This window comes from Streptomyces sp. HUAS 31 (assembly GCF_028198125.1).
In the GTDB taxonomy this organism is placed as follows: Bacteria; Actinomycetota; Actinomycetes; order Streptomycetales; family Streptomycetaceae; genus Streptomyces; species Streptomyces chartreusis.
Genome location: NZ_CP116353.1, coordinates 9,586,383 through 9,610,151, shown reverse-complemented (window position 1 = coordinate 9,610,151; position 23,769 = coordinate 9,586,383). Strand labels below are relative to the sequence as shown.

Here is a 23,769-nt window from a genome sequence, read left to right as displayed (position 1 = left end):
GCGGCATGGACCCGCAGGGCCGACCGCTGCAGCGCCGAGACCTGTCGTGCCGGGACCATCTGCGTGAAGAGGTGCCCCTGGCGTCGAACTTGTCAGCTACGACGGCCCGTTGAGCCCTCGCCCTGGACCAGGACGAACGCGGGGATCGACTTGGCCGATAGACGGCCTCGACTTCCGGGTGCGGTGGTCTCGACGCCATCGCCGACCCCGCTCAGCCAGATCCGCGCCCAGGCCGCATCTCATCGCAAGCCGAACCTGATCTCGAGCCCGGTTCCCGCGCGGGAGCGCCGGCCGGCCTGCGTGCGCGCGTCCCGCCCGCAGGCCATGCCTCCAGGACGGCCATCCTGGAACCTCGCTGCCCCCGTTGGGTCGGTTCCGGAATGTCGGGCCGTGTGAAGGGCGGCCGCCTCGCGCACAGCATCCCGGCCGCGGACGAGGCGGCCCCGGCCGCCGAGGCCCTTGCGGCGGAGGAATCCGCGGCGGAGGCCGTCGACGCGCCCAACCCCGGTCCCAGTACGAGGCGCTCCCGGGCGCCGGTTCCTTCCAGATCGGCCGCCGCGGCCCGCTGATCACCGCCATGGGCCAGCGCCTGGTCGCGGAGGGCTGCGGGAGGGCCCGAGCCCCGACCGCCGACAAGCGGTCACAACCTCCTGCGTGGCGCCCTTGCCACTGTCCCCCGTCCGTGACAGCAGCCCCACCTGCCTCCAGCAGAGCCTGCGTGACGGTAGCCGCACAGCCGTTGGGCGGTGGCAACCGCGTCCTGTGCAGGGGGCCGGACCCGCGCGCGCCACATCACCGCGAGCGGCCACGCCTCATCACGCGCCAGCCGACTCCAGCCGCGAGGTGTCCGACGCGGCCTCGGCAGGGGCTACCGAACGCGGCACGTCGACGACCGCCAGGACCTCCCGCGAAACGGCCGCGCGGTCGGAGCGGTAGCGCTGCAACAGCGCATCTGCCGCGACCAGAGCCTCATCGAGGCTGCGGGAAGAGGTCATCACACAGAGCGTGTACGTGGCGTCCTCCAGAGCACGACTCGTAGCACCAGTCGGGCGCACGTCGTGATCGATGCGCGCGGAAGCGAACCGGGCCAGCGCAGCGCGCAGTTCCCTCTCAGCCGGAAGGATCATGAGATTCCTCTTTCCCGAAGCGCAGCTCGCACCCCGGCAGGCGCGACCGCGAGGAACAGGCTGCAAGCAGAATTCCCACGCCGCTGCTGACTGCCGAACAACGACGAGCAGACCTCCAGGTGCCCCAAATCGCGTGGTCTACACCTGCAAGCGGCTGTTATCACCCGCGCGTACCGGCGGAGGGGCGAAGTCCTTTGATTGCCCTGCCTGCCGTAATGCGGCAGACCGTGGGGTGGCCGGTCACCGCGCGGCGAACCAGCCGGACGGGCGCGGTGGCGGTGGCGCGCGCAGACCGTCCGACCGGTCGAAGAGGCGAACGTCGGGTACTCGGCCTCACCCATTTGCAGACCGTCGGTGTGCACGCGCCGCAGTCGGGGAACAGGTTCGGCCGGGCCGTGCGAGAGGACTACACGTGACAGCGGCGGCGTCAGCGGCGGGCGACCAGGGCCCCGATGGCCGGGAGGACGAGTACCAGCCGGATCCGCGCCGGTGGCGGGCGCTCTGGGTGACTCTGGTGGCGGGCTTCATGAGCCTGCTCGACGTCACGATCGTGGCGGTCGCGCTGCCCACCGTCCAGCACAACCTGCACGCCTCCCCCGCCGAGGTGCAGTGGATCGTGTCCGGCTACACCCTCACCTTCGCCCTCGCGCTCGTCACCGCCGGACGGCTGGGCGACGCCCTGGACCGACGCCGCATCTTCCTGATGGCGCTGTGCGGTTTCGTCGTCTTCAGCGCAGCCTGTGGTGCCGCTCCCAACATCACCCTGCTGGTCGTGGCCCGCCTCGCCCAGGGACTGGCGGCCGGCTTCATGGCGCCTCAGAACTCGGCGTTCATCCAACAGTTGTTCCGCGGCGCCGAACGCGGCCGTGCCTTCGGCTACTTCGGGGCGACGGTAGGCGTCTCCTCCGCCTCCGGTCCCCTCCTCGGCGGCACCATCCTCGCCCTGGCCGACGGTCAGCAGGGCTGGCGTTGGATCTTCTACGTCAACGTCCCCATCGGCATCCTCGGCGTCCTGCTCGGACGCCGACTGCTGCCCCGAGGCCGGCCGTCCGGACGCAGGCACGTGGACGTATCCGGCGTGCTGCTTCTCGGACTCGGCGTTCTCGCCCTGATGTATCCGCTGGTCCAGGCGGAGGCCGGCGGATTGGCCCGCCTGTGGTGGATGTTCCCCGTCGGCGCCTTGATCCTCACCGTCTTCGTTCACCGGCAGTATCGTCTCGTCGCCAGGGGGACCAAACCGTTGCTGGACCCGCGCCTGTTCACCACGGTGCGCGGCTACGCCGTAGGGGCCGGCGTCGGCACGCTGTACTTCATCGGCTTCAGCGGCGTATGGCTCGTCTTCGCCCTCTTCTACCAGAACGGCCTGGCCTTCTCCCCCTTGCGGTCCGGCCTCGCCGTCACTCCGTTCGCGCTCGGCTCGGCGGGCGCCGCCGTGGTCGCGGGCCGCCTGGTGGGCCGGTACGGACGCCTGCTCACCGTCTGCGGCCTCGTCGGAGTGATCGGCGGTCTGGGCGGAGCGGCTCTGCTCCTGCGCTTCGCGCCCTTGGGCATCGCTCCTTGGATCGCCGCTCCTGTCCTGTTCCTCGGTGGCATCGGAGGGGGCTTCGTGGTCTCCCCGAACATCACCATGACCCTGCGGGACGTACCCGTGGACATGGCGGGCGCCGCGGGGGGCGCGCTGCAGACGGGACAGCGGCTCGGCGCTGCGGTGGGTACCGCTGCCCTGCCCGGTCTCTTCTACATGGTCCTCGGCAGCGGCGACGACTATCAAGGCGCCCTCGTTATCGCACTTGGCACCGCTGTCGCCGGGATGCTGACTTCCCTGGCCCTGGCTGTCTTCGACTGGCGACGCGACCGGCGCCTGCGCGGGATGCACGGGAAGTGCACGGAGGAGGTCGCCAACAGTCCGATGCACTCCCGGCAGAGCTGACTCCCGGTGCTGGGGCCAGTTCCCGCCGGCTCAGCTGACGACCGAGATCGCGAACGGTGCGAATCCGCGAGCCCTGATCACGTGGGGCACGAACAGAACGGCCGCCTCGGTGGCGCGGGCGGTCTCCACCCCACCGAGGTCCGTGATCCACTCCTCGCGCCAGCCGAGGTCGAGGAGCAGCCCTCGCACGATCTCCTTGGCCGCCCGGTCCTCCCCGGAGAGGAAGACGGTGGCCGGCTGGGACAGCGTGGCGGGCGCGGTCATCACCGAGTGGAGCATCGTGTTCAGGGTCTTCACGACGTGCGTGTCGGGCAACGCGCGCTGGAGCTGTTCCGCGAGGCTCGAGCCGTGGTGGAGGAGGTCGACGGGCAACCCGTCCGGTCCGTCGACGGTGGCGTTGGAGACATCGACGAGAATCTTGCCCCGGAGCTCTTCGCGCAGTGCGACGAGCCGCTCCAAAGAGCCCTCACCCGGGGTGGCGTTGATGACGACGCTCGCCGACCGCGCGGCGTCGGCGGCAGCGCCCGGTGAACGGTCCGCCACGGTCACGTCGTGCCCGGCGCGGTTGAGGGCTGTCGCGAGGCCGCCGCCGACTCGGCCGTTGCCCAGAATGCTGATCTTGGTCATGGTGATCCGGTCCTTCATGTGCTGGTGGTGATGGTCAACGGGAAAGCGTGGCCACGGCCTCGGCGTGCACGCCGGGCGCGGCAGCCAGGAAGCTCCCGCTCTGCGGGGTCCAGTGGCGGCCCTCGGCATCGGAGAGGCGCCCTCCCGCCTCCGCGACGAGCAGAGCCCCGGGGAGCAGGTCCGCGCGGGCCCCGGCGAACTGCCAGAAGGCGTCGATCCGGCCGGCCGCCAGGTTCAGCAGGTGCAGGGTGGCGGGGACGGAAGTCCGTACCACGAGGGCGTCGAAGAGCATCGCGGTGATCGAGGAGCCGACCCGGCGCACCACTTCCTCGTCCTCGTCCGGCCTGGCCTGGCTCGTGGCCACGATGCTCAGGCCGAGGTCCGTGGTGGGGGCCACTCGCAGGGGCCGGCCGTCGAGGTGGGCACCCCGGCCGGCGAGCGCGGTGTACGTCTCACCGGTCAGTGGCAGGTGGACCGCGGTGAGCACGGGCTGGTTGTCCCGCACGAGCGTCGCGGTCACCGCCCAGTCCGGCAGGGCGTGCAGGTGGTTGACGTTCCCTTCGGCAGGGTCAACGACCCACCATTCCCCGGGAGGCAGGGCGCCGCCCTCGAGTTCCTCCTCGACCCAGCGGGCGTCCGGGCGCAGCTCCGTGAGGCGAGGACGGAGGATGCCGAGAGCCACGTCGTCATTGGCCGCGAGCGCCCGCATCAGCTCCTCGCGCGTCTCGTAACGGACCACGTCGCCGTAGCGCTCGACCAGCGCGGAGCCCGCCGCGCGTACGGCGGCCGCGGTCGGCTCGAGCAGTTCGACGTCGTGGGCTGGGGCCGTGAATGCCGAAGTACCGGCTTCCTGAAGCGATTTGGGCATGGCAGTGCTCCTGTCCGAACAGGGGTGACTTTGTCTGCGGGGGTGGCGGGATTCGAGGTGTTCCGCGCCCGCACCTCGAAGGTAGGAGGGCTCATCATTAACTTCAAGTGCATGTAAAGCACGGCTAGGATGACTCCCATGCAATTGGATCTGAACCTGCTCACCGCGCTGGACGCCCTCCTCGAGGAAGGCAGCGTGGCCGGGGCAGCCGAGCGACTGCATGTCACCGCCCCCGCGATGAGCCGGAGCCTCGGCCGGATCCGGCGTGCCACGGGTGATCAGATCCTGGTCCGCACGGGACGCACGATGACTCCGACTCCGTACGCGATCGCTGTCCGGGAGCAGGTGCACGACCTGGTGCAGCAGGCACGCGGCGTACTGGCTCCTAGCCGTGAAATCGATCTCGCGACGCTGGAACGCACCTTCACTATCCGATGGCATGATGCGCTGGTCGCGCTCAGCGGCCCTGCGCTGCTCGCTGCCGTGCGCCGGCAGGCACCAGGCGTGCGACTGCGCTTCATCGCGGAATCGAGCATCGACACACCTGAGTTGCGCCGCGGCGAGGTCGACCTGGCCGCGAACGCCGATCCGCCCACCGCACCCGAGATCCACGCCGACCGGGTGGCCGAGACCCGGCACGTCGTCGTCGTGCGGCGCGACCACCCGCTGACCCGCGACAAGACGGTCACTGCCGCGCGGTACGCCGCCGCCGAGCACATCACCGTCTCGCGGCGGGGCCGCCTCAGCAACGTCCTCGACGACGAACTCGCGCGGCTCGGCCTCACGCGACGCGTGGTGGCGAGCGCGCCCACCGAAGCGGCCGCCCTCGCGTTCGTGCGCGACTCCGACCTCCTGGTCACCGCGCCGGAGTCCACCACGCGTTCACTGACCACCCAGCTCGAACTCGCCCTGCTCCCCATGCCGTTCGAACTGCCGCCGGCCCCGGTGTACCTGTCCTGGCATCAGCGCTACGACACCGACCCCGCCCACATCTGGCTACGCGATCTCGCGCGCACGGCACTCGCCGACGCGACGGACGGGCGGGACCGGGCGACGGACGCGAGGGAGGCCGGCGCGGCGAGGCCGATGACGTAGACGGCCATGGCGCCGGCATACCGGTGCGGTCAGTCCATGAGGTTCGGGTCACTGCGGAGGACGGGAACGCTGGGCCTCAGTGGTGTAGGCGTCCCAGTCGGCGCGCCCGCCCGCGCCCATCACTCCGAGGTCTACGGCGAGTTCGTCGGAGGTCATTCGGCGCAGCTCTCGGCGGGCTACGCGGGTGACCACGGTGGGGAACAGCGGTCGCAGGGGCTGGCACCAACGCAGCCAGGGCGGAGCGTAGACGTGGAGGGCTCGGTGGGTGACACCGGCGGTGAGCCATTCGGCGACCTGGTCGGGGCTGTGCACCCGGCGGGCGAACCACGGCTGGTGGGCCCGCAGGGCTCGCAGTACGGGGTGCTCGTCCATTCCGCTGATCATGTCGGTGCCCGTCCAGTGGACGTAGGCGATGCCGACGGCGACACCGTCGGGCTCGACCTCACCGCGCAGGGCACGTGCGAAGGATTCCGCTCCGGCTTTGGAGGCGCAGTATGCGCTCATCATGGGTGCCGAGCCGAAGGCGGCGGTCGAGGCGATCTGCAAGTAGTAGCCGCGCGTGCGGGACAGTTGAGGCAGGAAGGCGCGGGCGGTGTTGGCCGCACCGATCAGGTTGACGTCGATCACGCGCCGCCAGAGATCGGCATCCGTATGACGGAACGGGCCGCCTGCCGCCACGCCGGCGTTTGCCACGACGACGGCCGCGTCTCCCAGCCGGTCCGCGACCTGCGCTGCCGCGCGGTCGAGTGCGTCCTGGTCGGTGACGTCGGCCTCGATACAGAGAGTCGAGTTGGGAAGTGGGGCTGCCGCGTCTTGGAGGGATTGCGCCTCGCGGCCGAGCAGGGCGACGTGCATGCCGGCCCCGGACAGCCGCCGCGCGAGGGCTTCACCGATGCCACGGGCGGCCCCGGTGACGACAGCGACCCGCCCCCGCAGAGGCGAGTCGTGGACAGCGTCCTTGTGCATACGGCTCTCGCTCTCCACTACTGCGATGTGTCGGCGCATTCTGCGTGTGCCCTCCTGGCACGAGTCCGTCCGGGCTCCTTCGGTCGAAGGCTCACCACGTATTCGCCTGGCGAGCTGCAGACGGATGCACGCGTCGACCGGCTGCCGGCCCGGGGCGCCTCGTGGCCGGCCACGCTCCACCGACCCAGCGGAGCTGAGCCGCATCCGAACAACGGCTCCGCAAGGAAGTGACTGATAAGACGTCTGCCCGAGTGGGTGGCCTGGAACGCCGCCGTTCGGGCATGGCCGACCACACGGCGTCCACGCGCAAGTGCCGAAGCCACCAGCGCCGAGGACGGGAGCGATCACCATGGCGAAGCGGACGAAGAAGGCAACGGAAACGAGCGGCCGGGGCAAGGACCGCCGACTCACTCAGGGTGACGAGGTCACCTGGAACAGTCACGGCAGCACCACGGAAGGCACGGTCGAGCGGAAAATCACCCGACGGACCGAGGCCGCAGGCCGCACCGTCGACGCCTCGCCCGACGATCCGCAGTACGAAGTACGCAGCGAGCGCTCCGGTCGGTCTGCGGTCCACAAGCCTTCTGCGCTGCGCAAGAAGTGAGCGGGTGACCGATGCAGACGTTCCTCCCCGACCCCGACTTCCGGCAGACCGCCCTTCTCCTCGACCGGCGCCGACTGGGCAAACAGCGGGTCGAGGCCCTTCAGGTCCTGCGCGGGCTGACCGTCCCCGGCTACGGCTGGCGCCATCACCCGGCGGTACGGATGTGGAGCGGGTACGAGGAGGCACTCGTACGCTACGGCCTGGAGATCTGCCGGGTCTGGCGGGATCATGGGCACCAGGACAGTTGCGCGGCTTCCCTGGTCGCAGACTTCGCCGCGCACGAGCCAGGCACCGCGGTGCGCGAGCAGCAGGAGTTGGCCGCCGCCGGCGAGCTGCCGCCCTGGCTCGGCGAGGAACCCTTCCACGAGAGCCATCGCTCGGCACTGGTCCGCAAGGATCACGATGTGTACGCCCCGCTGTTCCCCGGTGTCCCCGACGACCTTCCCTACGTGTGGCCGGCCTCCGACCGCGAATCAGGCCACGCCCCCACCGGCACCTGAATGTGCCGGCATGCCCGGAACCCGGCGGACATCGCGCACACTGGGCAGCAGCAGAGGGGAGGGCGACCATGCTCACCGCAGTGCGTGAACAGCTGGGCCAGGCCCTGTTCCACCGGGTCGCGGGCCCCGACGGGCCGGCGACACGCACCCGCATCCACCAGACCCCAGGCCCACGCTGGTTCGGACCGGACCGCCCGATCCGCACCGTCCACGGCGACGCCTCGATGTTCATCGGCGGACTGAGCGCACTGCTGCTGCAGTCCCTGCATCCGCTCGCCATGGCCGCGGTGGCGGGCCACTCCGGCTACCGCGGCGACCCCTGGGGGCGCCTCCAGCGCACCAGCACCTTCCTGGCCGTGACCACGTTCGGCACCGCCGAGGACGCCCAGCACGCGGTCGACCACGTCAGGGCCATCCATGAACGCATCCGCGGGACAACCACCGACGGCAACCCCTACCACGCGGCCGATCCGCACCTGCTTGCCTGGGTCCACGCCGCCGAGACTGACAGCTTCCTGCGCGCCCACGAACGCTACGGAGCTCACCCCCTGGATGGCGCCGGCTACGACGCGTACGTCGCCGACACCGCACGCGTCGCCAAGGCGCTGGGGGTGATCGACGCACCGCGAGACCGGCGCGAGCTGACCGAACGCCTGAACGCGTACCGGCCCGAACTACGGGCCACCTCCGAGGCCCGCGCCGCCGCTCGCTTCCTGCTGTTCCAGCCGCCCCTGCCTCTGGCGGTACGGCCGTTCTACGGCGCCCTGGCCGCGAACGCCGTAGCTCTGCTCCCGCCCTGGGCACGCGGCATGCTCTGGCTTCCCCGGGTCCCCCTCGTCGAGGACATCGCCGTACGCCCCACCGGCCAGGCACTGACCCGGACCATCCGCTGGGCCATGACGCGACCACACCAGTCCCACCCGACGTGAACCCCCGGGCCCCGCGCCCGAACGACGACCGGCAGTCCCCCGAGCGGGCGACTTCGTCCGGCCGGGCGTACCGGCTTGAAGTGCACGCCGACGGACCGGGTTTGGAGTGGGTGGCCGAACTCGAACGTGCGGGTGCGCATGGTGATCACGCAGCCGTCGGCGTAATCGGCCGTCTCGATGTCGGTAGCCGATCAGCCCGTCCAGCGGCGGTCGCGGCACACCGGGCCTCAATGGCGGCGCAGTCGAGGAAGATTGGCCCTCAATCCATGTGAAGGCCCTTGGACGGAACTGCGGTATGCGAATGTCCGCCGGTTGGGCCCGGCCTGCGCAAATGCGAGATCAGAGCGAGTTTTCCCGTATCCGCGCGGGCTGGGCCCAGAACCGACAGTGACTTTTCCGGCAGGCTTTAGAAGGCGCTGTTGTTACAGCCCATGGTCGAGCCCAGGTGCGTCTTCTGCGCACCAGCGTCGCCCTCGCCGTTGAGCGCGCTGCCCAGCAGCCCGTTCAGCAGGCCGACCTGGCCGAGGATGTCGAGGTTCAGGTCGTGGGACTTGCAGTTGCTGCTCTGCAGCACGCTGTAGCTGTTCCCGCCCTTGTCGCCGTGGCCGTCGAGGCCCTGGGCGGTGGCGGTGCCGGCGCTCAGGAGTCCGACGCTGCCGAGGGCAACGACCATGAGGGCAGCCTTGCGAAGCTTGTGCATGTCATCTCCGATGAGAACGAGTCGATCACTGGGAGATCGGCTTCATACGATCACGAGGATTAAAATAGGAATCCTCGAATATCTCTCAGTGACACACCGAAAGGTGCCGTTCTCGAGCAGGGACTGTCATACGAACGGCCGGATTTGATTACTGCGGAAACCACCTTCCGGCATTGCCCTCTGAATCTCCGCCGGATCAGCCTCACGGGCGGTACCGGGCCACCACCGACATGCACGATCTGAGGGACAAGCCCTATCCCGCCGCCCTACCCGAAGAGGGTCTCCTCCTGGAGGGCCACGTACTCAAAGCCGTGCCCACCCACCATCCGCCTTTCCCGTCAGCCGGGTCGGCCCCGCGTCCAGGCCGACGGCCAGTCCCGTGGCTGTGACGTCGAGTGTGGTGGCCCTCAGTCCCAGGGGGTAGTCCACACCCTTCCGGCTTGTCAGCCTGTCCTGGATCCGGTCCACCAGCCGGGGTGGCGCGGGGCTGCCGAGTATCTCGACGTCGGCCAGGTGCAGGGTGACCCGTCCGTCCGTCAGACGGGGCTGGAGGGTGGCCTGCCCGAGCCCGCCCTGGCCGAGGTCGAGGGTCACCGTGTCGGCCTGATCGTCCAGACGTACGGCGGTGACGGGGAGTCCGCCGTCCGACGTGCCGGCCATGCGTTGCAGCGAGGCGGCGGGCACCGTGACGTCGGCGTGAGTGCGGGCCACCGTGCCGGAACGGTCAGCGGTCAGCCGTAGGTCCTCCAGGCGGGCATGGACGGAGACGCCGGTGATCCGGCCGAGGGCGGCGTGGTCGTTGCTGATGGTCACGGCGTCGATGTGCCGGTCGAGCAGGGCGAGCAACGCCGGACCGCCCTCGATGTCGATAGTGGTTCCCTTGCCGAGGGCTGTGCCGGCGACGGCGGTCATACGGCTCTGCAGCAAGGTTCGGGCGACGAGTTCCGTGGTGGTGGCGATGAGCAGGACCACCGCGAGGGCGGTGGAGGAAAGCGCGGCGGCACGGTGTCGCCTGAACACGGAGCGGATCACCGGCGGTCCCCCGAAGCGGCCTGGGCAGGGACCACCGCGTCCACATCCATGCGCGGGGGCAGGGTGACGGTCGGCGTCGGGCCTTCGGGATCCAGGTGCGGCAGGAGCCTGTCCAACCACCGCGGCAGCCACCAGTTGGCGCGCCCGAGCAGATACATGGTGGAGGGGACCAGGATGAGCCTGACGACGGTGGCGTCGATGACGACACTGACGCCCAGGCCGAGGGCGAGCATCTTGATGACCACGTTGCTGGAGAGCAGGAACGCCAGGAAGACGCTGGTCATGATGAGGGCGGCGCAGGTGATGACACGGGCGGTGCCGGCCAGTCCGGTGCCCACGCTGAGGTGGTTGTCCTTCGTGTGGAGCCACGCCTCGCGGATGCGTGAGAGCAGGAAGACCTCGTAGTCCATGGACAGCCCGAAGACGATCGCGAACATCATCATCGGCACGTACGACTCCACCGGTACGGGTTCGTCGACGCCGAACAGGCTGCTTCCCCAGCCCCGTTGGAAGACGGCGACGACGACGCCGTACGCAGCGGCGATGGACAGCAGGTTGAGCAAGGCCGCCTTGAGGGCGACGAGGAGGCTGCGGAAAACGGTGAGCAGGAGCAGGAATGACGCCGCGACGACCACCGTGACGATGACTGGCAGGCGGTCCACGACCACGTCCCGGAAGGCGAGTTGGGCGGCGGTGACGCCGGTGACATAGCCCTGCGCGCCCGAGTCGGAGAGTGCGTCGGGGAGCGTCTCGTTCTCCAGGCGGTGCATGAGGTCCGAGGTGGCTTCCTCCTGGGGGCCGGTGTCGGGTGTCACGGTGGCGATGAGCAGGGAGCCGTCTTTGCTGGTGACGGGCGTGGTGACGTGGGCGATCCCGGGGGTCGCCGCCAGGGTGTCGTGCAGTGGTCCGGAGAGTTCGGCGGGGTCGGTGCGGGTGTCCGCGAGGTTTGCCACGATCGTGAACTGGCCGTTGGTGCCGGGTCCGAAGCCGTCGGCGATCAGGTCGTAGGCGCGGCGGTCGGTGTAGTCCGTGGGGTTGGCGCCGCTGTCGACGTGGCCCAGGCGCATGGAGGCGGCGGGAATGGCGAGCACCGCCAGGACCAGGGTGCCGACGGCGAGGAAGAGCCGAGGTCGGCGGCCCACCGTGGCGGCCCAGCGGTGCCAGGTGTCGGCCGTGCCGTTGGGCTCGTCGGCCGGGGGCCGCACCCGCCAGCGGTCGATGCGGCGGCCCGTGACGCCCAGGAGGGCCGGGGCCAGGGTGAGGGCGGCAGCGGCGGCGACCAGGACGGTCAGGCCCGCGGCGACGCCGAGGGTGCCGATGAACGTCACGCCGGATGCGTACAGCCCGCCCAGGGCGAGGGTGACCGTGGCCGCCGCGACGATCACCGCGCGGCCGCTGGTGGCCATCGCCCGCCCCGCGGCTTCGGCGGGGTCGTCGACGTCGTGCAGCAGTCGGCGGTGACGGGTGATCAGGAAGAGCGCGTAGTCGATGCCGACGCCCAGGCCCATCATCGTGGCCAGTGTCGGGGCCGCGTTGCCGAACGTGAACGTCGCGGCCAGGAGTCCGAGCAGCGCCATGCCCGACAGAAGTCCGACGACGGCCGTCAGCAGCGGCAGCCCGGCGGCGGCAAGACTGCCGAAGCCGGCCAGCAGCACGACCACGGCGGTGGCGAGCCCGATCACCTCGGACAGCCGGTCCTCGGCCTTGGGGCGGGCCAACTGGCCCAGAGGTCCGCCGTATTCGGCGTCCACGCCGTCGGCTCGCAGGCCGTGCAGGGCGTCATCGACGCCGTCCAGGTAGGAGGTCTCGAAGCGGGCCGGGTTCTCGGTGAAGCGGACCGTCACGATGCCGGTGGTGCCGTCGGCGGAGATCGCGCCCGGCGTGCTCAGCGGATCGGCCACCGAGACCACCTCGGGGAGCTCCTTAAGCTCGGTCACCGCGGTGCCGACGGCGTCCCGGTGCGCGTCGAGGGAACCGGTGTCCGCATGCAGCACGATCTGGGAGGCCGTGCCGCGCACTTGGTCGGATCCGTGCGCGTCGAGCAGGTCGGCCCCGGTCTGTACGGCGGTTCCGGGAAGGGCGAAGTCGTCGTCGTAGGTGCCGCCCCAGGCGCGGTCGGCGCCGAGGGCGGTCAGCAGGACCAGCAGCCAGGCCGTGATCACCCACCATGGCCGTCGGGCGCACCAGCGGCCGAGCCGGTGCAGTCGGCCGACAGCTGCGGGTGCTTCGCGGTGGTCGGGTTCCGGGGTCGTTCGCGGTGCGTCGGTCATGCCGTCGTTCCTGGTCGGGCCCTCGTCGGGCAGGGCGGGGTCGGTGATGCGGTGAGCAGAAGTCACGCGTGGTGGTACTCAGTCCTGCTGCCAGAGGTCGGCGCGCCGCTCCGCCCAGCGCTGCACCTGTCGGCCGTACTCGCCGGAGAGTGCCTTGTCGCGGATCTCCGTCCGCTGTTGGGTCCGCTCCTCCCCGCTGAGCCCCCGTAGTTCCTTGATGTCGTCCTGAAGCTGTCCGGGCAGCGACCGGAAACGCCGCTGTGCCTCCTCGGCCCGTAGCTCGACCCGGGTGCCGTAGTGCCCGTCCAGTGCGTCCTGCCAGATCTTCGCCGCCGCCTCCTGTCGTGGTGCGGGCTGCAGGGTGCGCAGCTTGCGCAGATCGGCGCGGAGATCCTCGGGCAAGCGGCCGGGCGCTCGGAGACCCTCGGACACGCGCCCGGGCAGGGGCCGCGGGTCGCCGGCGACGAGGCGGTCGTCGGCGACGAGGCCGATGGTGTCGGCGTCCGCCAGGCCGACCGCCGAGGCGGTAGGTGCCGTCGAGGGTCCGGACGAAGACGTCGTCCACACGAGTCCGGTGACGGCGGCGGCCGTGACGGCCATTGCCGCGGTCACGGCCCGACCGGACACAGCTCTGCGGATGCGGTTCACAAGATCCTCCCCTTGTTCGATCTCGGGCCTCAGCCTCGCCGCGGCGTGCGAGCCGAAGGTTCGGCGAATGTTCGGGGCGTGTAAGGGCCGGTCGTGAGGGCGCTCGCGAGGGCCGGAGCTGGCTAGCATCGGGGATTGAGCTGCGAGAAGAGGGCACATGGCGGAGAGCAAGGGGCTCGTCCTGGTCGTGGAGGACGAGCGGAACATCGCCGACCTCCAGCGCCGGTATCTGAGCCGCGAGGGTTTCGGTGTGCATGTCGAGACCACCGGTGACGCCGCCCTGGCCGCCGTTCGCCGCATGCGCCCGGCCGCGATCGTGCTGGACATCGCGCTGCCCGGTATGGACGGCATGGAGGTCTGCCGTCGACTGCGGGAGGAGGGTGACTGGACTCCTGTCCTGTTCGTGACCGCGCGGGACGAGGTGACCGACCGTGTTCTGGGGCTGGAGCTGGGCGGCGACGACTATCTGACGAAGCCGTTCTCCCCGCAGGAGCTGGTCGCCCGGGTCAAGAGCCTGCTGCGACGTGCCGCCGGGCCGCGGCACGCCCCGGTGCGCAGGACAGGCCGCCTGACCCTCGACACCGGCCGCCGGACCCTTCACGTCGACGAACGGCCAGTGGAGCTGACGACCACCGAGTTCAACCTGCTCGCCTTCCTCATGCACCATCCCGGCCAGGTGTTCACGCGCGAGCAACTGCTCGCCCAGGTCTGGGGATACGCCGGCTACCGCGACACGCGCGTGATGGACGTGTACGTCTCACAGCTGCGCGCCAAGCTCGGCGATGCCAGCCCTCTGCGCACCGTGCGCGGGGTCGGCTACAGCGTCTCCGACACCGGCCGATGAGCGCTGTGGACGGCCGCGGCTCGCTGACCAGGAGCATCGTCCTGCTCACCAGCGCCGTGGCCGCGGTCGCCGTACTGCTGACCGGGCTGTTCGCCTGGCGGACGATCCGCACCAATGCGGAGGCGCAGGAACGTGACCAGCTCTCCCGACAGGCAGAAGTCCTCGCCCGCACCCCTCCCCTGGCCTCCTGGATGCTCGACCGGCAGCAGCGCATCGCGGGCCCCGATGACATCAGGCTCGCCATCGTCCGGCCTTCCGGCGAGATCGACGGTCCGGCGGCCGGCGCCGTCGGCGCCGCGAGCCGTGAAGCGCTGCTCTCCGGGGACAGGGTGTCCACGACCGCTCGACTCGACGGCGACGAGGTACTGGTGGAGGGAGCGCCGACCTTCGTAGGCGGCGGGCTCGTGCTCACCCAGCCGATGGGAGCTGTCGATCAGGCCACGAGCCGCATGCGCGGCAGCCTCGTCCTGCCCTTGATCCTGGGCCTGACCGGCGCCGCCCTCGCCGGTGCTCTGCTCGCCCGGCGCCTGGCGCGCCCGCTCGTCACGGCCGCCCGAACCGCGCACCGGCTGTCCGAGGGCGCCCGCGGCGTGACGGTTCCCGCCGAAGGCCCTGCCGAGGTGGCGGAACTGGCCGGTGCCCTGAACACCCTGGACACGGCGCTGACGCACAGCGAGAACCGTCAACGCGACTTCCTGCTGTCCGTCTCCCACGAGATCCGCACCCCGCTGACCACGGCACGCGGATACGCCGAGGCTCTCGCGGACGAAGTGATCACCGGCGATGAGGTGCCCGAGGCCGGCCGCATCCTGCGCACCGAGATCGAACGCCTCGAACACTTCGTCGGCGATCTGCTCGCTCTGGCGCGCCTGGAGGCCGACGACTTCCGCCTCGACATCGTCGAGGTCGACCTCGACGCGCTGGTGGCGGAGACCGCGACCGCCTGGTCGGCCCGCTGTGCCCGGCACGATGTCGACTTCCGCGTCGAGCGCCCGCAACGCCCCTTGCTGATCACCACCGACGGCTTCCGCGTACGTCAACTCCTCGACGGCCTGGCCGAGAACGCCTTGCGGGTCACCCCGGCCGGAAAACCCGTCGTCCTGGCCCTGCGAGCAGACGGCCCCAGCGCCTTGCTGGAGGTCCGCGACGGCGGGCCCGGACTCACCGAGGACGACATCGAGGTCGCCTTCGTGCGCGGCGCCCTCACAGGCCGCTACCGAGGCGTTCGCCCCGTCGGCAGCGGCCTCGGGCTGGCCATCGCCCACCGCTTGGCCGGCCGGCTCGGCGGCACCATCACCGCGCGGGGAGGCGCGCCCGAGGGCGGCGCCTGGTTCACCGTCCGGCTGCCGTCGTACCCCGGCGCTCCTTACACGCCCCTAACAGAGTCCTGACGGAGTCGTTGCCGCGCCCGGTCAGGCTCCTGCCCAAAGCCCGTGCGGAGGAGGAGCAGGATGAACTGGCTGTTCGGTAAAGGGCTACGACGCCGTGTCGCCACCACCAGGGCACGCAGCATGCCGCAACGCCTGCGCCGGGACCTCGACCGGGCGCTGGCCCTCAGGGACGACGCGGAACGGCGAGCGGCCGTCGACCGGGTCGTCCAAGGAATCACCAAAGGCACCTACGGGGCGGCCTTCCAACGGCAGGCCGAGAATGCGGCCATGCGCGGTCGTTCCTCGTCCTGACATCTCCCATGGCACTGCCACCATCCACCCCATTTGCATTCGATGGCTGGGGTCGGGGGTCACCCTTCGGTCGCAGCCTGCACGATGGCATGCGCCAGGGCATCGAGGTTCTCCCGGTAGAAACCGAGGCGGATGTGAAACGGCTCCTGCAAGAAGGCGCCGTCGCGAACGAGGAACATGGTGGGCGCCGCCGTCAGCGCGCTGTGCACCGTGTGGAGTTGCTGCGTGGAGAACCGGAAATCGCGGGACTCCGTGTGCGGTCCGACCAGGCGTACCAAGAGTGCGTCGACCGCGTCCCGGCGTGCACCGACCAACAGGGTCAGCGCCGTGTCATCGAAGTACCGATTGCGGAGATGGCTCAGCGCCTCGTACATCGCCGAGACTTGCGAGGGTGTAAGCCGGGCGATGAGCGCGTCACCGTCGCGGGTCAGCTTCAACCGCGTTCTCAACCATCTCTCCTTCACGGGTCAACTGCCCTTGAGACCAACCCACGATCCGATACCCGCAGTTGGACCCAGCCTTGACAGTCGCCGACCGAGACGAGATGACTCGCTATCTGCTGCGCGCGGCTGCGCTCTTCCGGGAGCAGCACCGGGTGTCGAAGGCCGAAGTCCTCAGCGGTCGATCGGCGGCACCCCGTCCAGGCCCGTCTCGCGCATGATGCGGTCCACAGTCTCAGGCAGGGTGCTGGTGGCGTCGATTACGGTTTCGATCACGCCGGGCAGCAGGTCGCGCTCGCGGTACCAGTCCCGCAGGTGCTGGTCGGTGACCTGGGCCAGCAGCTCTGGGTCGGGCTTCGTCAAGTGCCGTTCCAGGGTTTCCTGCAGTGGGATGTCCAGGTAGTAGCAGCGAGTGGTGCCCTGGTGGTCGCGGACGAGGTTCTCGAGCATCGCGCCGTAGCGGTCGGCGTACAGGATCCCCTCGACGACCGTGTGGAATCCGGCGGACAGCGCGTATCGGGCCGTCATGTCGATCAGCCCGATGTTGGCCGCGCCGGGCCGGTCGCGCTCGCGCAGCACAACGCGGCGCAGGTTGTCCTGGCCGACCAGGGCCAGGTTGCGGCCGAACCGCTCCCGCAGGCCGCGGGCGATCGACGATTTGCCCGAGGCGCTGTTGCCGCGCAGTACGACCAGCCGGGTCTCCGGACTTCCCGCCATCATGCCGACACGCTAACGCCCGCGCGAGGCCGAGGCCGTCCAGGACGGCGCGGCGCCGCTCGCCGAAGCAGTCGGCACTCTCCCGACCGGCAGTTGCCTCGCTCACCTCCATGCCCCGGGGTCGAACCCGACCAACTCGGCGGCGCGGTGGGGGCGTTCCGCAGCACGCAAGCCGGCCTCGCCCGCCCTCTCCGTCAAGGGCCGAAGACATAACGGACTTCATCACCCGTCAACTACCGGGCGCGTTCAATCCATTGACACGTGCATTACAGAGGCTTTACGTTCCGGCCATCTGAGAGCGCTCTCAGACTCCCCTCCAGTGAAGACTTGAGGTCCCGCATGCCATCCCCACGCAGACCGGCAGTCATACTGCTTCTGGCCTCGGCGCTCGCCGCCGCGGGCCTGGTCCCGACCGCCGGAACGGCGGCCGCGGCCACCGTTCCAGTAGGTTCCGGCAGCTACTCCGACACCCGCCCCGCCGGCACGTCGGGCCCCACCACCAACACAGGAACACCCGTCACGCCCAAGGTGACAACCGCCGCCCGGAACCGGCCGGTACCCACCAACGACTGGTGGTCCTCCCTCGCCTTCCAGCGCTACGGCGACAACCCGTGGTCGACCCCCATGTACGGGCACCCCCTCACCTACCAGGCCACGTCCGGCGGTCTCGACGTCGGCTACCCGACCTCACCGGCGATCGTCGGTGACGGGCGACAGTACGAGTACGCCCACAAGCGCGACCTCACCATCGGACTGACCGGCCTCAACTCCCCCGACACCAAGGCCGACGACTGGTCCGACTGGACGGTCACTCCCCTGTGGTCCGACGGTGCCCGCACCCTGCGGACCACCATCGGCCACGGCTCCCCGTTCGTATACGCGAAGGGCTCCGGCGGCAACGCCCAGATCACCACCGCCGCCACCCCCACCGTCTTCGCCGACCAGACCAACGTCCTCGGCATCACCGTCGGCGGACACCACTACGCCCTCTTCGCGCCGACCGGCAGCGACTGGAACGTCTCCGGCTCCACCATCACCGCGGGCCTGGGCTCCAAGGACTACTTCTCCGTCGCCGTACTGCCGAACACCGACGCGCTCGCGACCTTCAAGAAGTACGCCTACAGCTTCGTCACCGACTCCAAGGTGGCCTGGAGCTACACCGGTGGCACCGTGAAAGCCACCTACAGCCTCACCACGGAGGCCAAGGAAGGCACCGAACGCGGCACACTCCAGGCGCTCTACCGCCACCAGTGGCTGAACACCACGGACGCCCTCACCTCCTACACCTACGTCTCACCGTGCGGCACCATGAAGGTCCGCGAGTCGACCTCCTTCACCACGACCCAGAAGGCCTCGGCGGTACTGCCCGCACTGCCCAAGTCGGACGGTGTGGACGCCGCCCGGCTGCGCGGCTACCTGAACGAGGTCGCCAATGCCGCCGATCCCTTCTCCGGGGCCACCGACACCTACTGGACCGGCAAGGCCCTCGGCCGCCTCGCGCAACTCGTGCCGGTGGCGGAGCAGATCGGTGAGACCGGCATCCGCGACAAGCTTCTCGGCCTGATCAAGGGCAAGCTCCAGGAGTGGTTCACGGCCGGCGGCGCCAACGAGTTCAGCTACGACCAGGACTGGAAGACCCTCACCGGCTACCCCGCGTCCTACGGCAGCGACACCGAGCTCAACGACCACCACTTCCACTACAGCTACTACGTCTACGCGGCGGCGATCGTCGCCCAGTACGACCAGGGATGGGCCGCCGACTCCGCGTGGGGCGGCATGGTCAAGACCCTCGTGCGGGACACCGCCAACCCCAGCCGCACCGACGGCTCCTTCCCCTTCCTGCGCGGCTTCGACGTCTACGCGGGCCACAGCTGGGCCTCCGGCCACCAGGGCTTCGCCGCCGGCAACAACCAGGAGTCCTCCTCCGAGTCCACCAACCTCAGCGCGGCCCTCGTCCTGTGGGGCTCCGCCACCGGCGACACCTCGCTGCGTGATCTCGGCACCTACCTGCTGACCACCGAGTCGGAGTCGATAGCGCAGTACTGGTTCGACGCCGACGAGCAGGTCTTCCCCTCCTCGTTCGGGCACGACACGGCCGGCATGGTCTGGGGCAGCGGCGCCGCCTACGCCACCTGGTGGACCGCCAACCCCGAGGAGATCCACGGCATCAACGTCCTGCCCGTCACCGGCGGATCGCTCCATCTCGGCGGTGAGAAGGCCGCCATACGCCGCAACATCGCGGAGATGGAGCGGGAGAACGGGGGCCCGGCCGTCGAATGGCGCGACATCCTCTGGGAGTTCCAGTCCATGGCCGACCCGGCCACGGCCAAGGCGAAGTGGGACGCCGGCAACGCCGGATACACCCCGGAGCAGGGAGAGTCCAAGGCGCACACCTACCACTGGATCAACACCCTCGACGCGCTGGGCGCCCCGGACGCCACGGTGACAGGTGACATCCCCACCTCCGCCGTCCTCACCAAGGGCACGACCCGCACCTACGTCGCCCACAACTACGGATCGTCGGCCCGTACCGTCACCTTCTCGGACGGCAAGACCCTCTCCGTACCGGCTCGTTCCACCGCGACCGGCACCGGATCGGGGTCGCAGGACCCCGACCCCGACCCCGATCCGCCGACCGGCAACACCTTCCAACTGCGCAGCGGAGGCGTCCTGACCACGGCGACCGGCGGCACCCTGAGCAGCGACACGATCGCCTCCGCCGGCGGCACCAACCACGACGGCACCCCCTACCAGCCCCTCGTCTACGAGGTCCGCGGAGTCAACGGCACGCTCACCTCGGGTGCCGGCACCACTTTCCGGCTCCAGGTGGACGCCGACACCTCCGTCGGACTCGGCCAACAGGCCCGTATCAGCTACGACCTCACCGGTGACGGCACCTTCGACCGGACCGAGACGTACAACTACTTCGCCACCGACCCGGTCGCCGGGTGGGAGGAGTACACGCAGACGCGCGGCCTCAAGACGTCCACGGGCACGCTGGGCAACCTCAACGGCGGCACCGTGCGCCTCGAGGTCTGGAGCGCCATCGGCAACGGCGCCTCCAAGCTCCAGACGGGCACGGACAAGTCCGTGGTGGTGATCCCCTACAACTGATCCGGCGAGAACAGTGCGGCGGGCAACGGACTCGTGCCGGTGCCCGCCGCACCTACATGGGTCAGGGCCAGGACCACAGCGCGTGGACTGCCATGGCACAACGATCGCCCGGAATCCACGCTTCCGAACCGTCTGTCGCCGACTCGCAACCCAGGCGTCCTCCGGTCTTCATGGGCCAGTCCGATCCGGGCGATCTCTCACAGACGCTCAGTTCGACCAGGCCAGGTGGAGGGTGCGGACGGCATGAACTTCGCAACGCGATGCGCACCACCGGCCGTCGTTCAGGCCCGGGTGTAGCCGCCGTCGGCGAAGAGTTCGGCGCCGGTGACGAACGACGAGGCGTCCGAGGCCAGGAAGAGCGCCGCCGCGGCGATCTCCTCGGCATCGGCCAGCCGCCCCATGGGCACGACTGCCTCGGCGAACTGATCGACGTCCGGCCCCGCGGCGCCCAGCAGGCCGGGGGTCCGCGTGGGCCCCGGGCTGAGCACGTTGACCCGGAACTGGCGCTCCCGCGACTGCCGGGCCCAGTTGTGCACGAGGTTGCTCAGCGCCGCCTTCGAGGCGCTGTAGACCTCGAGGTGCTCGTTGGGACGCACGCTGTTGCTCGAACCGATGACCACGACGGAGGCGCCCTTCGCCAACAGCGGGAGCGCCTTTTGGACGGTGAACAGGGGGCCCTTGACGTTGACGGCGAGCGTCAGGTCGACGTTCGCCTCGGTGTGGGCGCCGAGCGCGGCGTCCGCGACGATTCCCGCGTTGGCCACCAGCACGTCGATGCGTCCGGCCTCCTCGCGGACTTGAGCGTAGAGCGCGTCGAGGTCGGCCAGGACCGAGACGTCGGACCCTACGCCGGTTGCCGCCGGGCCCAACTCCTTCACCGCCGCTTCGAGGCGGTCAGCGTCCCGGCCTGTCACGAAGACCCGTGCGCCCTCCTGGATGAAGCGGTGGGCGATGGCCAGCCCGATCCCGCTGGTCCCTCCGGTGACCACGGCCACCTTCTCCTGCAGTACGCCTGGCATGGACAACCCCTTCAGTTATGGAATGGATCGTCCAGAACATAGCGAGTAATGGACGAACGAGTCAAGAATCAGTACGCTGACACCATGGCGAGACCACGCGCATTCGACGAACGCCAAGTCCTGGAGCGGGCACGGGAGCAGTTCTGGGCGACCGGCTTCGCAGGGACACGGATGGACGACATCGCCCAGGCGACCGGCCTGGGCAAGGGCAGCCTCTACGGCGCCTTCGGCGACAAGGGCAAGCTGTTCCACCGTGTGTTCGGCGACTGGTGCACCGCAGTCGTCGAGGTGGCCGAAGGGCGGCTGGCAGGTGGCCCGGACTCAGAGGCCTTGGCACGGCTGTCGGGATACGTGCACCTCATGGCAGAGAACACCGCTTCCGACACCGAGCGCCGCGGGTGCCTGTTGGCCAAGGGCGCGGCGGAACTGGCCCACCAGGATCCGACGGTCGCCGGGCGGTCGGCCGAGACCATGACGGCACTGCTGATCCTGCTGCGGACGGAGATCAGCGCCGCCCAGCGCCACGGCGACATCGACAGCGCTGCGGATCCGGAGCGATTGGCGGCGCTGCTGCTGACGGTGGTCCGCGGCATCGAGGCGGTGGGCAAGGCCGGCCTGGACCCTGACACGCTGCGGAACATTGCAGACACCGCACTGGCAGTCCTGCCCAAGCCCGGGGCGTAGAGACTCCTCGCAACCGGGCACAGTCCGGCCCGCAAGAACTAACTTGGCGCCAGCGCGGTCACATGATCCGCCGGATAGTTCCTAGTGCCACTCAACCACTGGCCCGCTCCTATGAACTGCTTTCCCTCGTGCCGGGCTCGACCGTCGTGGACGTCGGCTGCGGCGCCGGGCGAGCCGTCGCCGAAGGGGGCCGGCCGTTTCCTCGTCGCCATTCCGTTCTTCGTGGCCTCCGCCTCCGCCTGAGGACGCCAACTGCAATGCTCAGCAAGGTAGTTGGATTACCCCGGAACCGATGACAGCACCGGGTCAGGACTGGCGTTCCGCTCCGGCGTCGATCGAAGGAGGCAGCACATGGCCGACGTGGTGGAAATAGTCTGCTACCCCATCAAGGGATGTGCGGGCACGTCGATGAGCGATGCGCTCCTCACTCCGGCGGGGCTCACGCATGACCGCAGCTTCATGGTGATCAGCGAAGACGGGGTCTACCGCACCCAGCGCCGCCATCCGCGCCTCGCCCTGATCCGGCCCGCAGTCAGCGCCGACGGCAGCCGGCTCACGCTCGACGCGATCGACGCAACGGCCCGATACGGCACGGTGCACCTCGGCATCACCACGTCCGCGCCCCGACGCGATGTCGACCTGTTCGGCACCACGTTCCAGGGGATCGACCAGGGCGACGAAGCCGCCGCCTGGCTCTCGGAGGTCCTCAGCACCCCAAGCCGCCTGGTCCGCGTGCCCCCGGAGCACGACCGGGTCGCCGACGGATTGACCCCCGGCCCCTCCGGCTACGCCGACAGCAGTGCCGTACACCTGCTGCCCCGGTCTTCCCTCGTTCTCCTCAACCGGCGGATGGCCGAACGCGGTTCCCCTCCCCTGCCGATGAACCGCTTCCGCCCGAACATCGTCGTCGACAGCGGCCCCGGGCAGGCCCTTGACCGTGACTGCGGCGACTGGGCGGCCGTACCGCACGCCGAGGACCGCACGCGGCGCATCAGGATCGGCGGCGCCGAACTGGGCTATGCCAAGCTCGCCGTGCGCTGCGCGGTCACCCTGGTCGATCAAGAGGCCGGGGCGCGGCAGGGGCCAGAGCCGGTGCGTACGCTCGCGGGCTACCGGCGGGCGGCGAGCGGAGGTGTGGTGTTCGGCGCGAAGTTTTCCGTGGTACGGCCGGGCAAGCTGTCTGTCGGCGACGAGGTGGTCGTCCAGGAGTGGGGCGTGGCTGAACTGTAGAAGCCCAACCGCCCGGACCGCGCGAACGGTTGCGACAGAGCCGGCGTCCGCCTGCCGGCGGGAGTTGCCTTCATCCGATGGGAGCCAGAGCGGCCAGGGCCGTAGCCCCCACGCGCCTTCTGCGCGTGCTCACTTGGCGCCGCCCGAGAGCGCCCCATGCAGGAAGACCTCCACCAGCTCCTGCGGGGTCAGGTCGGGCTCGTCGTCGGTCCGTGGCTGGGTGAAGAGCAGCCCGAAGAAGAGGGCGGCGATCTGCTCGGGCGGCCGGCGCAGTGTTGCTTTGTCGGGCTCCAGCAGCTCCGCGAGGGCCGCGCGGATACGGGCCGTCGACTCGGCGCGGCCCGCGCCGCGCACCGTGCCGGGGTGCTTGCCCCCGCCATGTCCGAGGGAGCCGAGGATCGCGCCCATCCTGGACATGTGGGCCTGCAGCGCCTCGCCCGCTTCCGCGAGCCGGACGGGCAGCGGCTGGGAGATGTCGATCGCGTCGAGTTCGCGGATCGCGTGCTCCGGGGAGAGCGCCTCGGCCACGCAAGCCTGCAGCAGCTCGTCCTTGTCGGCGAAGACCCGGAAGATCGTGCCCTCGCCGATGCCCGCGGCGCGGGCGATCTTCGCGGTCGTCACCGCGGCGCCGTATTCGGCTATCAGCGGGATCGCGGTCTGGATGATCATTTCGCGCCGCTGCTCCGGCGACATGGCGGGGGCGCGGCGGCGGGTGGTCTGGCTTTCCTTAGCTGTCTCCATGG

General features: G+C 70.1%; 23 protein-coding genes and 1 pseudogene. 12 read left to right on the top strand and 12 right to left on the bottom strand.

The window, feature by feature from the left end; genetic code table 11:
- The first annotated feature begins 380 nt into the window (after positions 1-380).
- Positions 381-569 carry a hypothetical protein gene (locus PGH47_RS43310; RefSeq protein WP_435887855.1) on the top strand — a complete coding sequence of 63 codons (189 nt, stop codon included), beginning with the start codon at positions 381-383 and terminating at the stop codon, positions 567-569.
- Between the two features lie 333 nt (positions 570-902).
- On the opposite strand, the pseudogene PGH47_RS41685 reads toward PGH47_RS43310, so the two are convergent.
- Positions 903-1,127, bottom strand: a pseudogene (locus PGH47_RS41685) (DUF5133 domain-containing protein); the annotation flags it as partial.
- 412 nt (positions 1,128-1,539) lie between these two features.
- Here PGH47_RS41685 and PGH47_RS41680 point away from each other — a divergent pair.
- Positions 1,540-3,057 (top strand): MFS transporter, encoded by a 1,518-nt coding sequence (locus PGH47_RS41680; RefSeq protein ID WP_271667834.1) that lies wholly within the window; start codon positions 1,540-1,542, stop codon positions 3,055-3,057.
- Positions 3,058-3,087: 30 nt separating this feature from the next.
- Here the strand turns inward: PGH47_RS41680 and PGH47_RS41675 are convergent, their stop codons facing one another.
- Both PGH47_RS41675 and PGH47_RS41670 read right to left on the bottom strand, forming a co-directional pair.
- Entirely contained in the window at positions 3,088-3,684 is a 597-nt protein-coding gene (locus PGH47_RS41675; RefSeq protein ID WP_271667833.1) for an NADPH-dependent F420 reductase, read from the bottom strand.
- A gap of 34 nt (positions 3,685-3,718) precedes the next feature.
- Entirely contained in the window at positions 3,719-4,552 is an 834-nt protein-coding gene (locus tag PGH47_RS41670; RefSeq protein ID WP_271667832.1) for an inositol monophosphatase family protein, read from the bottom strand.
- Positions 4,553-4,690: 138 nt separating this feature from the next.
- On the opposite strand from PGH47_RS41670, the gene PGH47_RS41665 reads away from it, so the two are divergent.
- On the top strand, positions 4,691-5,647 hold the full coding sequence (locus PGH47_RS41665) for a LysR family transcriptional regulator (protein WP_271667831.1): 957 nt from the start codon (positions 4,691-4,693) through the stop codon (positions 5,645-5,647).
- A 48-nt stretch (positions 5,648-5,695) separates the two neighbouring features.
- Here PGH47_RS41665 and PGH47_RS41660 read toward each other — a convergent pair whose 3' ends face one another.
- Positions 5,696-6,613: an SDR family oxidoreductase gene (locus tag PGH47_RS41660; RefSeq protein ID WP_271667830.1), complete on the bottom strand. Its 918-nt coding sequence runs from the start codon at positions 6,611-6,613 to the stop codon at positions 5,696-5,698.
- A gap of 349 nt (positions 6,614-6,962) precedes the next feature.
- Here PGH47_RS41660 and PGH47_RS41655 point away from each other — a divergent pair, with 349 nt between their 5' ends.
- From PGH47_RS41655 to PGH47_RS41645, 3 genes are all read left to right on the top strand, one after another.
- Positions 6,963-7,217 carry a DUF2945 domain-containing protein gene (locus PGH47_RS41655; protein WP_271667829.1) on the top strand — a complete coding sequence of 85 codons (255 nt, stop codon included), beginning with the start codon at positions 6,963-6,965 and terminating at the stop codon, positions 7,215-7,217.
- Between the two features lie 11 nt (positions 7,218-7,228).
- Positions 7,229-7,717 (top strand): MSMEG_6728 family protein, encoded by a 489-nt coding sequence (locus tag PGH47_RS41650; RefSeq protein WP_271667828.1) that lies wholly within the window; start codon positions 7,229-7,231, stop codon positions 7,715-7,717.
- 68 nt (positions 7,718-7,785) lie between these two features.
- The gene (locus PGH47_RS41645; protein ID WP_271667827.1) at positions 7,786-8,646 is read left to right on the top strand and encodes an oxygenase MpaB family protein; all 861 of its coding nucleotides are present in this window, start codon (positions 7,786-7,788) and stop codon (positions 8,644-8,646) included.
- A gap of 406 nt (positions 8,647-9,052) precedes the next feature.
- On the opposite strand, the gene PGH47_RS41640 is transcribed toward PGH47_RS41645, so the two are convergent.
- The 4 genes from PGH47_RS41640 to PGH47_RS41625 all read right to left on the bottom strand — a co-directional run bounded on the left by PGH47_RS41640 (position 9,053) and on the right by PGH47_RS41625 (position 13,260).
- Positions 9,053-9,346, bottom strand: coding sequence for a hypothetical protein (locus PGH47_RS41640; protein WP_150498072.1), 294 nt, complete (start codon positions 9,344-9,346; stop codon positions 9,053-9,055).
- Positions 9,347-9,649: 303 nt separating this feature from the next.
- Complete coding sequence (locus PGH47_RS41635) at positions 9,650-10,366, bottom strand: LmeA family phospholipid-binding protein (protein WP_271667826.1); 717 nt, start codon at positions 10,364-10,366, stop codon at positions 9,650-9,652.
- 8 nt (positions 10,367-10,374) lie between these two features.
- The gene (locus PGH47_RS41630; RefSeq protein WP_333938196.1) at positions 10,375-12,714 is read right to left on the bottom strand and encodes an MMPL family transporter; all 2,340 of its coding nucleotides are present in this window, start codon (positions 12,712-12,714) and stop codon (positions 10,375-10,377) included.
- A gap of 12 nt (positions 12,715-12,726) precedes the next feature.
- A complete protein-coding gene (locus tag PGH47_RS41625) occupies positions 12,727-13,260 on the bottom strand; it encodes a hypothetical protein (RefSeq protein WP_271667825.1) in 534 nt (177 codons plus the stop codon).
- Between the two features lie 193 nt (positions 13,261-13,453).
- Between PGH47_RS41625 and PGH47_RS41620 the strand changes: the two genes are divergently transcribed.
- The 3 genes from PGH47_RS41620 to PGH47_RS41610 are packed head-to-tail and all read left to right on the top strand — an operon-like array spanning position 13,454 to position 15,822.
- Entirely contained in the window at positions 13,454-14,140 is a 687-nt protein-coding gene (locus PGH47_RS41620) for a response regulator transcription factor (protein WP_271667824.1), read from the top strand.
- A complete protein-coding gene (locus tag PGH47_RS41615; protein ID WP_271667823.1) occupies positions 14,137-15,531 on the top strand; it encodes a sensor histidine kinase in 1,395 nt (464 codons plus the stop codon). The genes PGH47_RS41620 and PGH47_RS41615 overlap by 4 nt, the downstream gene beginning before the upstream one ends.
- A gap of 60 nt (positions 15,532-15,591) precedes the next feature.
- Positions 15,592-15,822 carry a hypothetical protein gene (locus PGH47_RS41610; RefSeq protein WP_271667822.1) on the top strand — a complete coding sequence of 77 codons (231 nt, stop codon included), beginning with the start codon at positions 15,592-15,594 and terminating at the stop codon, positions 15,820-15,822.
- 59 nt (positions 15,823-15,881) lie between these two features.
- Here PGH47_RS41610 and PGH47_RS41605 read toward each other — a convergent pair whose 3' ends face one another.
- Together PGH47_RS41605 and PGH47_RS41600 are read right to left on the bottom strand one after the other, a co-directional pair.
- Entirely contained in the window at positions 15,882-16,259 is a 378-nt protein-coding gene (locus PGH47_RS41605; RefSeq protein ID WP_271667821.1) for a hypothetical protein, read from the bottom strand.
- Positions 16,260-16,436: 177 nt separating this feature from the next.
- On the bottom strand, positions 16,437-16,979 hold the full coding sequence (locus PGH47_RS41600) for an AAA family ATPase (protein ID WP_271668285.1): 543 nt from the start codon (positions 16,977-16,979) through the stop codon (positions 16,437-16,439).
- A 339-nt stretch (positions 16,980-17,318) separates the two neighbouring features.
- Between PGH47_RS41600 and PGH47_RS41595 the strand changes: the two genes are divergently transcribed.
- Entirely contained in the window at positions 17,319-20,093 is a 2,775-nt protein-coding gene (locus tag PGH47_RS41595) for a glycosyl hydrolase (RefSeq protein ID WP_271667820.1), read from the top strand.
- 281 nt (positions 20,094-20,374) lie between these two features.
- Here the strand turns inward: PGH47_RS41595 and PGH47_RS41590 are convergent, their stop codons facing one another.
- Positions 20,375-21,112: an SDR family NAD(P)-dependent oxidoreductase gene (locus PGH47_RS41590; RefSeq protein ID WP_271667819.1), complete on the bottom strand. Its 738-nt coding sequence runs from the start codon at positions 21,110-21,112 to the stop codon at positions 20,375-20,377.
- A gap of 84 nt (positions 21,113-21,196) precedes the next feature.
- Here PGH47_RS41590 and PGH47_RS41585 point away from each other — a divergent pair, with 84 nt between their 5' ends.
- Both PGH47_RS41585 and PGH47_RS41580 read left to right on the top strand, forming a co-directional pair.
- Positions 21,197-21,796 carry a TetR/AcrR family transcriptional regulator gene (locus PGH47_RS41585; protein WP_271667818.1) on the top strand — a complete coding sequence of 200 codons (600 nt, stop codon included), beginning with the start codon at positions 21,197-21,199 and terminating at the stop codon, positions 21,794-21,796.
- 351 nt (positions 21,797-22,147) lie between these two features.
- Positions 22,148-23,026 carry an MOSC domain-containing protein gene (locus PGH47_RS41580; protein WP_271667817.1) on the top strand — a complete coding sequence of 293 codons (879 nt, stop codon included), beginning with the start codon at positions 22,148-22,150 and terminating at the stop codon, positions 23,024-23,026.
- Between the two features lie 129 nt (positions 23,027-23,155).
- On the opposite strand, the gene PGH47_RS41575 is transcribed toward PGH47_RS41580, so the two are convergent.
- A complete protein-coding gene (locus PGH47_RS41575) occupies positions 23,156-23,767 on the bottom strand; it encodes a TetR/AcrR family transcriptional regulator (RefSeq protein ID WP_271667816.1) in 612 nt (203 codons plus the stop codon).
- Positions 23,768-23,769 lie beyond the last annotated feature (2 nt).

Excerpts from the sequence above, each read along its gene's own strand:
- PGH47_RS41575 (WP_271667816.1), bottom strand. The coding sequence starts at position 23,767 with ATGGAGACAGCTAAGGAAAGCCAGACCACCCGCCGCCGCGCCCCCGCC.
- PGH47_RS41590 (WP_271667819.1), bottom strand. The coding sequence starts at position 21,112 with ATGCCAGGCGTACTGCAGGAGAAGGTGGCCGTGGTCACCGGAGGGACC.
- PGH47_RS41645 (WP_271667827.1), top strand. The coding sequence starts at position 7,786 with ATGCTCACCGCAGTGCGTGAACAGCTGGGCCAGGCCCTGTTCCACCGG.
- PGH47_RS41580 (WP_271667817.1), top strand. The coding sequence starts at position 22,148 with ATGGCCGACGTGGTGGAAATAGTCTGCTACCCCATCAAGGGATGTGCG.
- PGH47_RS41650 (WP_271667828.1), top strand. The coding sequence starts at position 7,229 with ATGCAGACGTTCCTCCCCGACCCCGACTTCCGGCAGACCGCCCTTCTC.
- PGH47_RS41620 (WP_271667824.1), top strand. The coding sequence starts at position 13,454 with ATGGCGGAGAGCAAGGGGCTCGTCCTGGTCGTGGAGGACGAGCGGAAC.
- PGH47_RS41665 (WP_271667831.1), top strand. The coding sequence starts at position 4,691 with ATGCAATTGGATCTGAACCTGCTCACCGCGCTGGACGCCCTCCTCGAG.
- PGH47_RS41675 (WP_271667833.1), bottom strand. The coding sequence starts at position 3,684 with ATGACCAAGATCAGCATTCTGGGCAACGGCCGAGTCGGCGGCGGCCTC.
- PGH47_RS41585 (WP_271667818.1), top strand. The coding sequence starts at position 21,197 with ATGGCGAGACCACGCGCATTCGACGAACGCCAAGTCCTGGAGCGGGCA.
- PGH47_RS41610 (WP_271667822.1), top strand. The coding sequence starts at position 15,592 with ATGAACTGGCTGTTCGGTAAAGGGCTACGACGCCGTGTCGCCACCACC.
- PGH47_RS41655 (WP_271667829.1), top strand. The coding sequence starts at position 6,963 with ATGGCGAAGCGGACGAAGAAGGCAACGGAAACGAGCGGCCGGGGCAAG.
- PGH47_RS41670 (WP_271667832.1), bottom strand. The coding sequence starts at position 4,552 with ATGCCCAAATCGCTTCAGGAAGCCGGTACTTCGGCATTCACGGCCCCA.
- PGH47_RS41595 (WP_271667820.1), top strand. The coding sequence starts at position 17,319 with ATGCCATCCCCACGCAGACCGGCAGTCATACTGCTTCTGGCCTCGGCG.
- PGH47_RS41615 (WP_271667823.1), top strand. The coding sequence starts at position 14,137 with ATGAGCGCTGTGGACGGCCGCGGCTCGCTGACCAGGAGCATCGTCCTG.
- PGH47_RS41660 (WP_271667830.1), bottom strand. The coding sequence starts at position 6,613 with ATGCACAAGGACGCTGTCCACGACTCGCCTCTGCGGGGGCGGGTCGCT.
- PGH47_RS41640 (WP_150498072.1), bottom strand. The coding sequence starts at position 9,346 with ATGCACAAGCTTCGCAAGGCTGCCCTCATGGTCGTTGCCCTCGGCAGC.
- PGH47_RS43310 (WP_435887855.1), top strand. The coding sequence starts at position 381 with ATGTCGGGCCGTGTGAAGGGCGGCCGCCTCGCGCACAGCATCCCGGCC.
- PGH47_RS41600 (WP_271668285.1), bottom strand. The coding sequence starts at position 16,979 with ATGGCGGGAAGTCCGGAGACCCGGCTGGTCGTACTGCGCGGCAACAGC.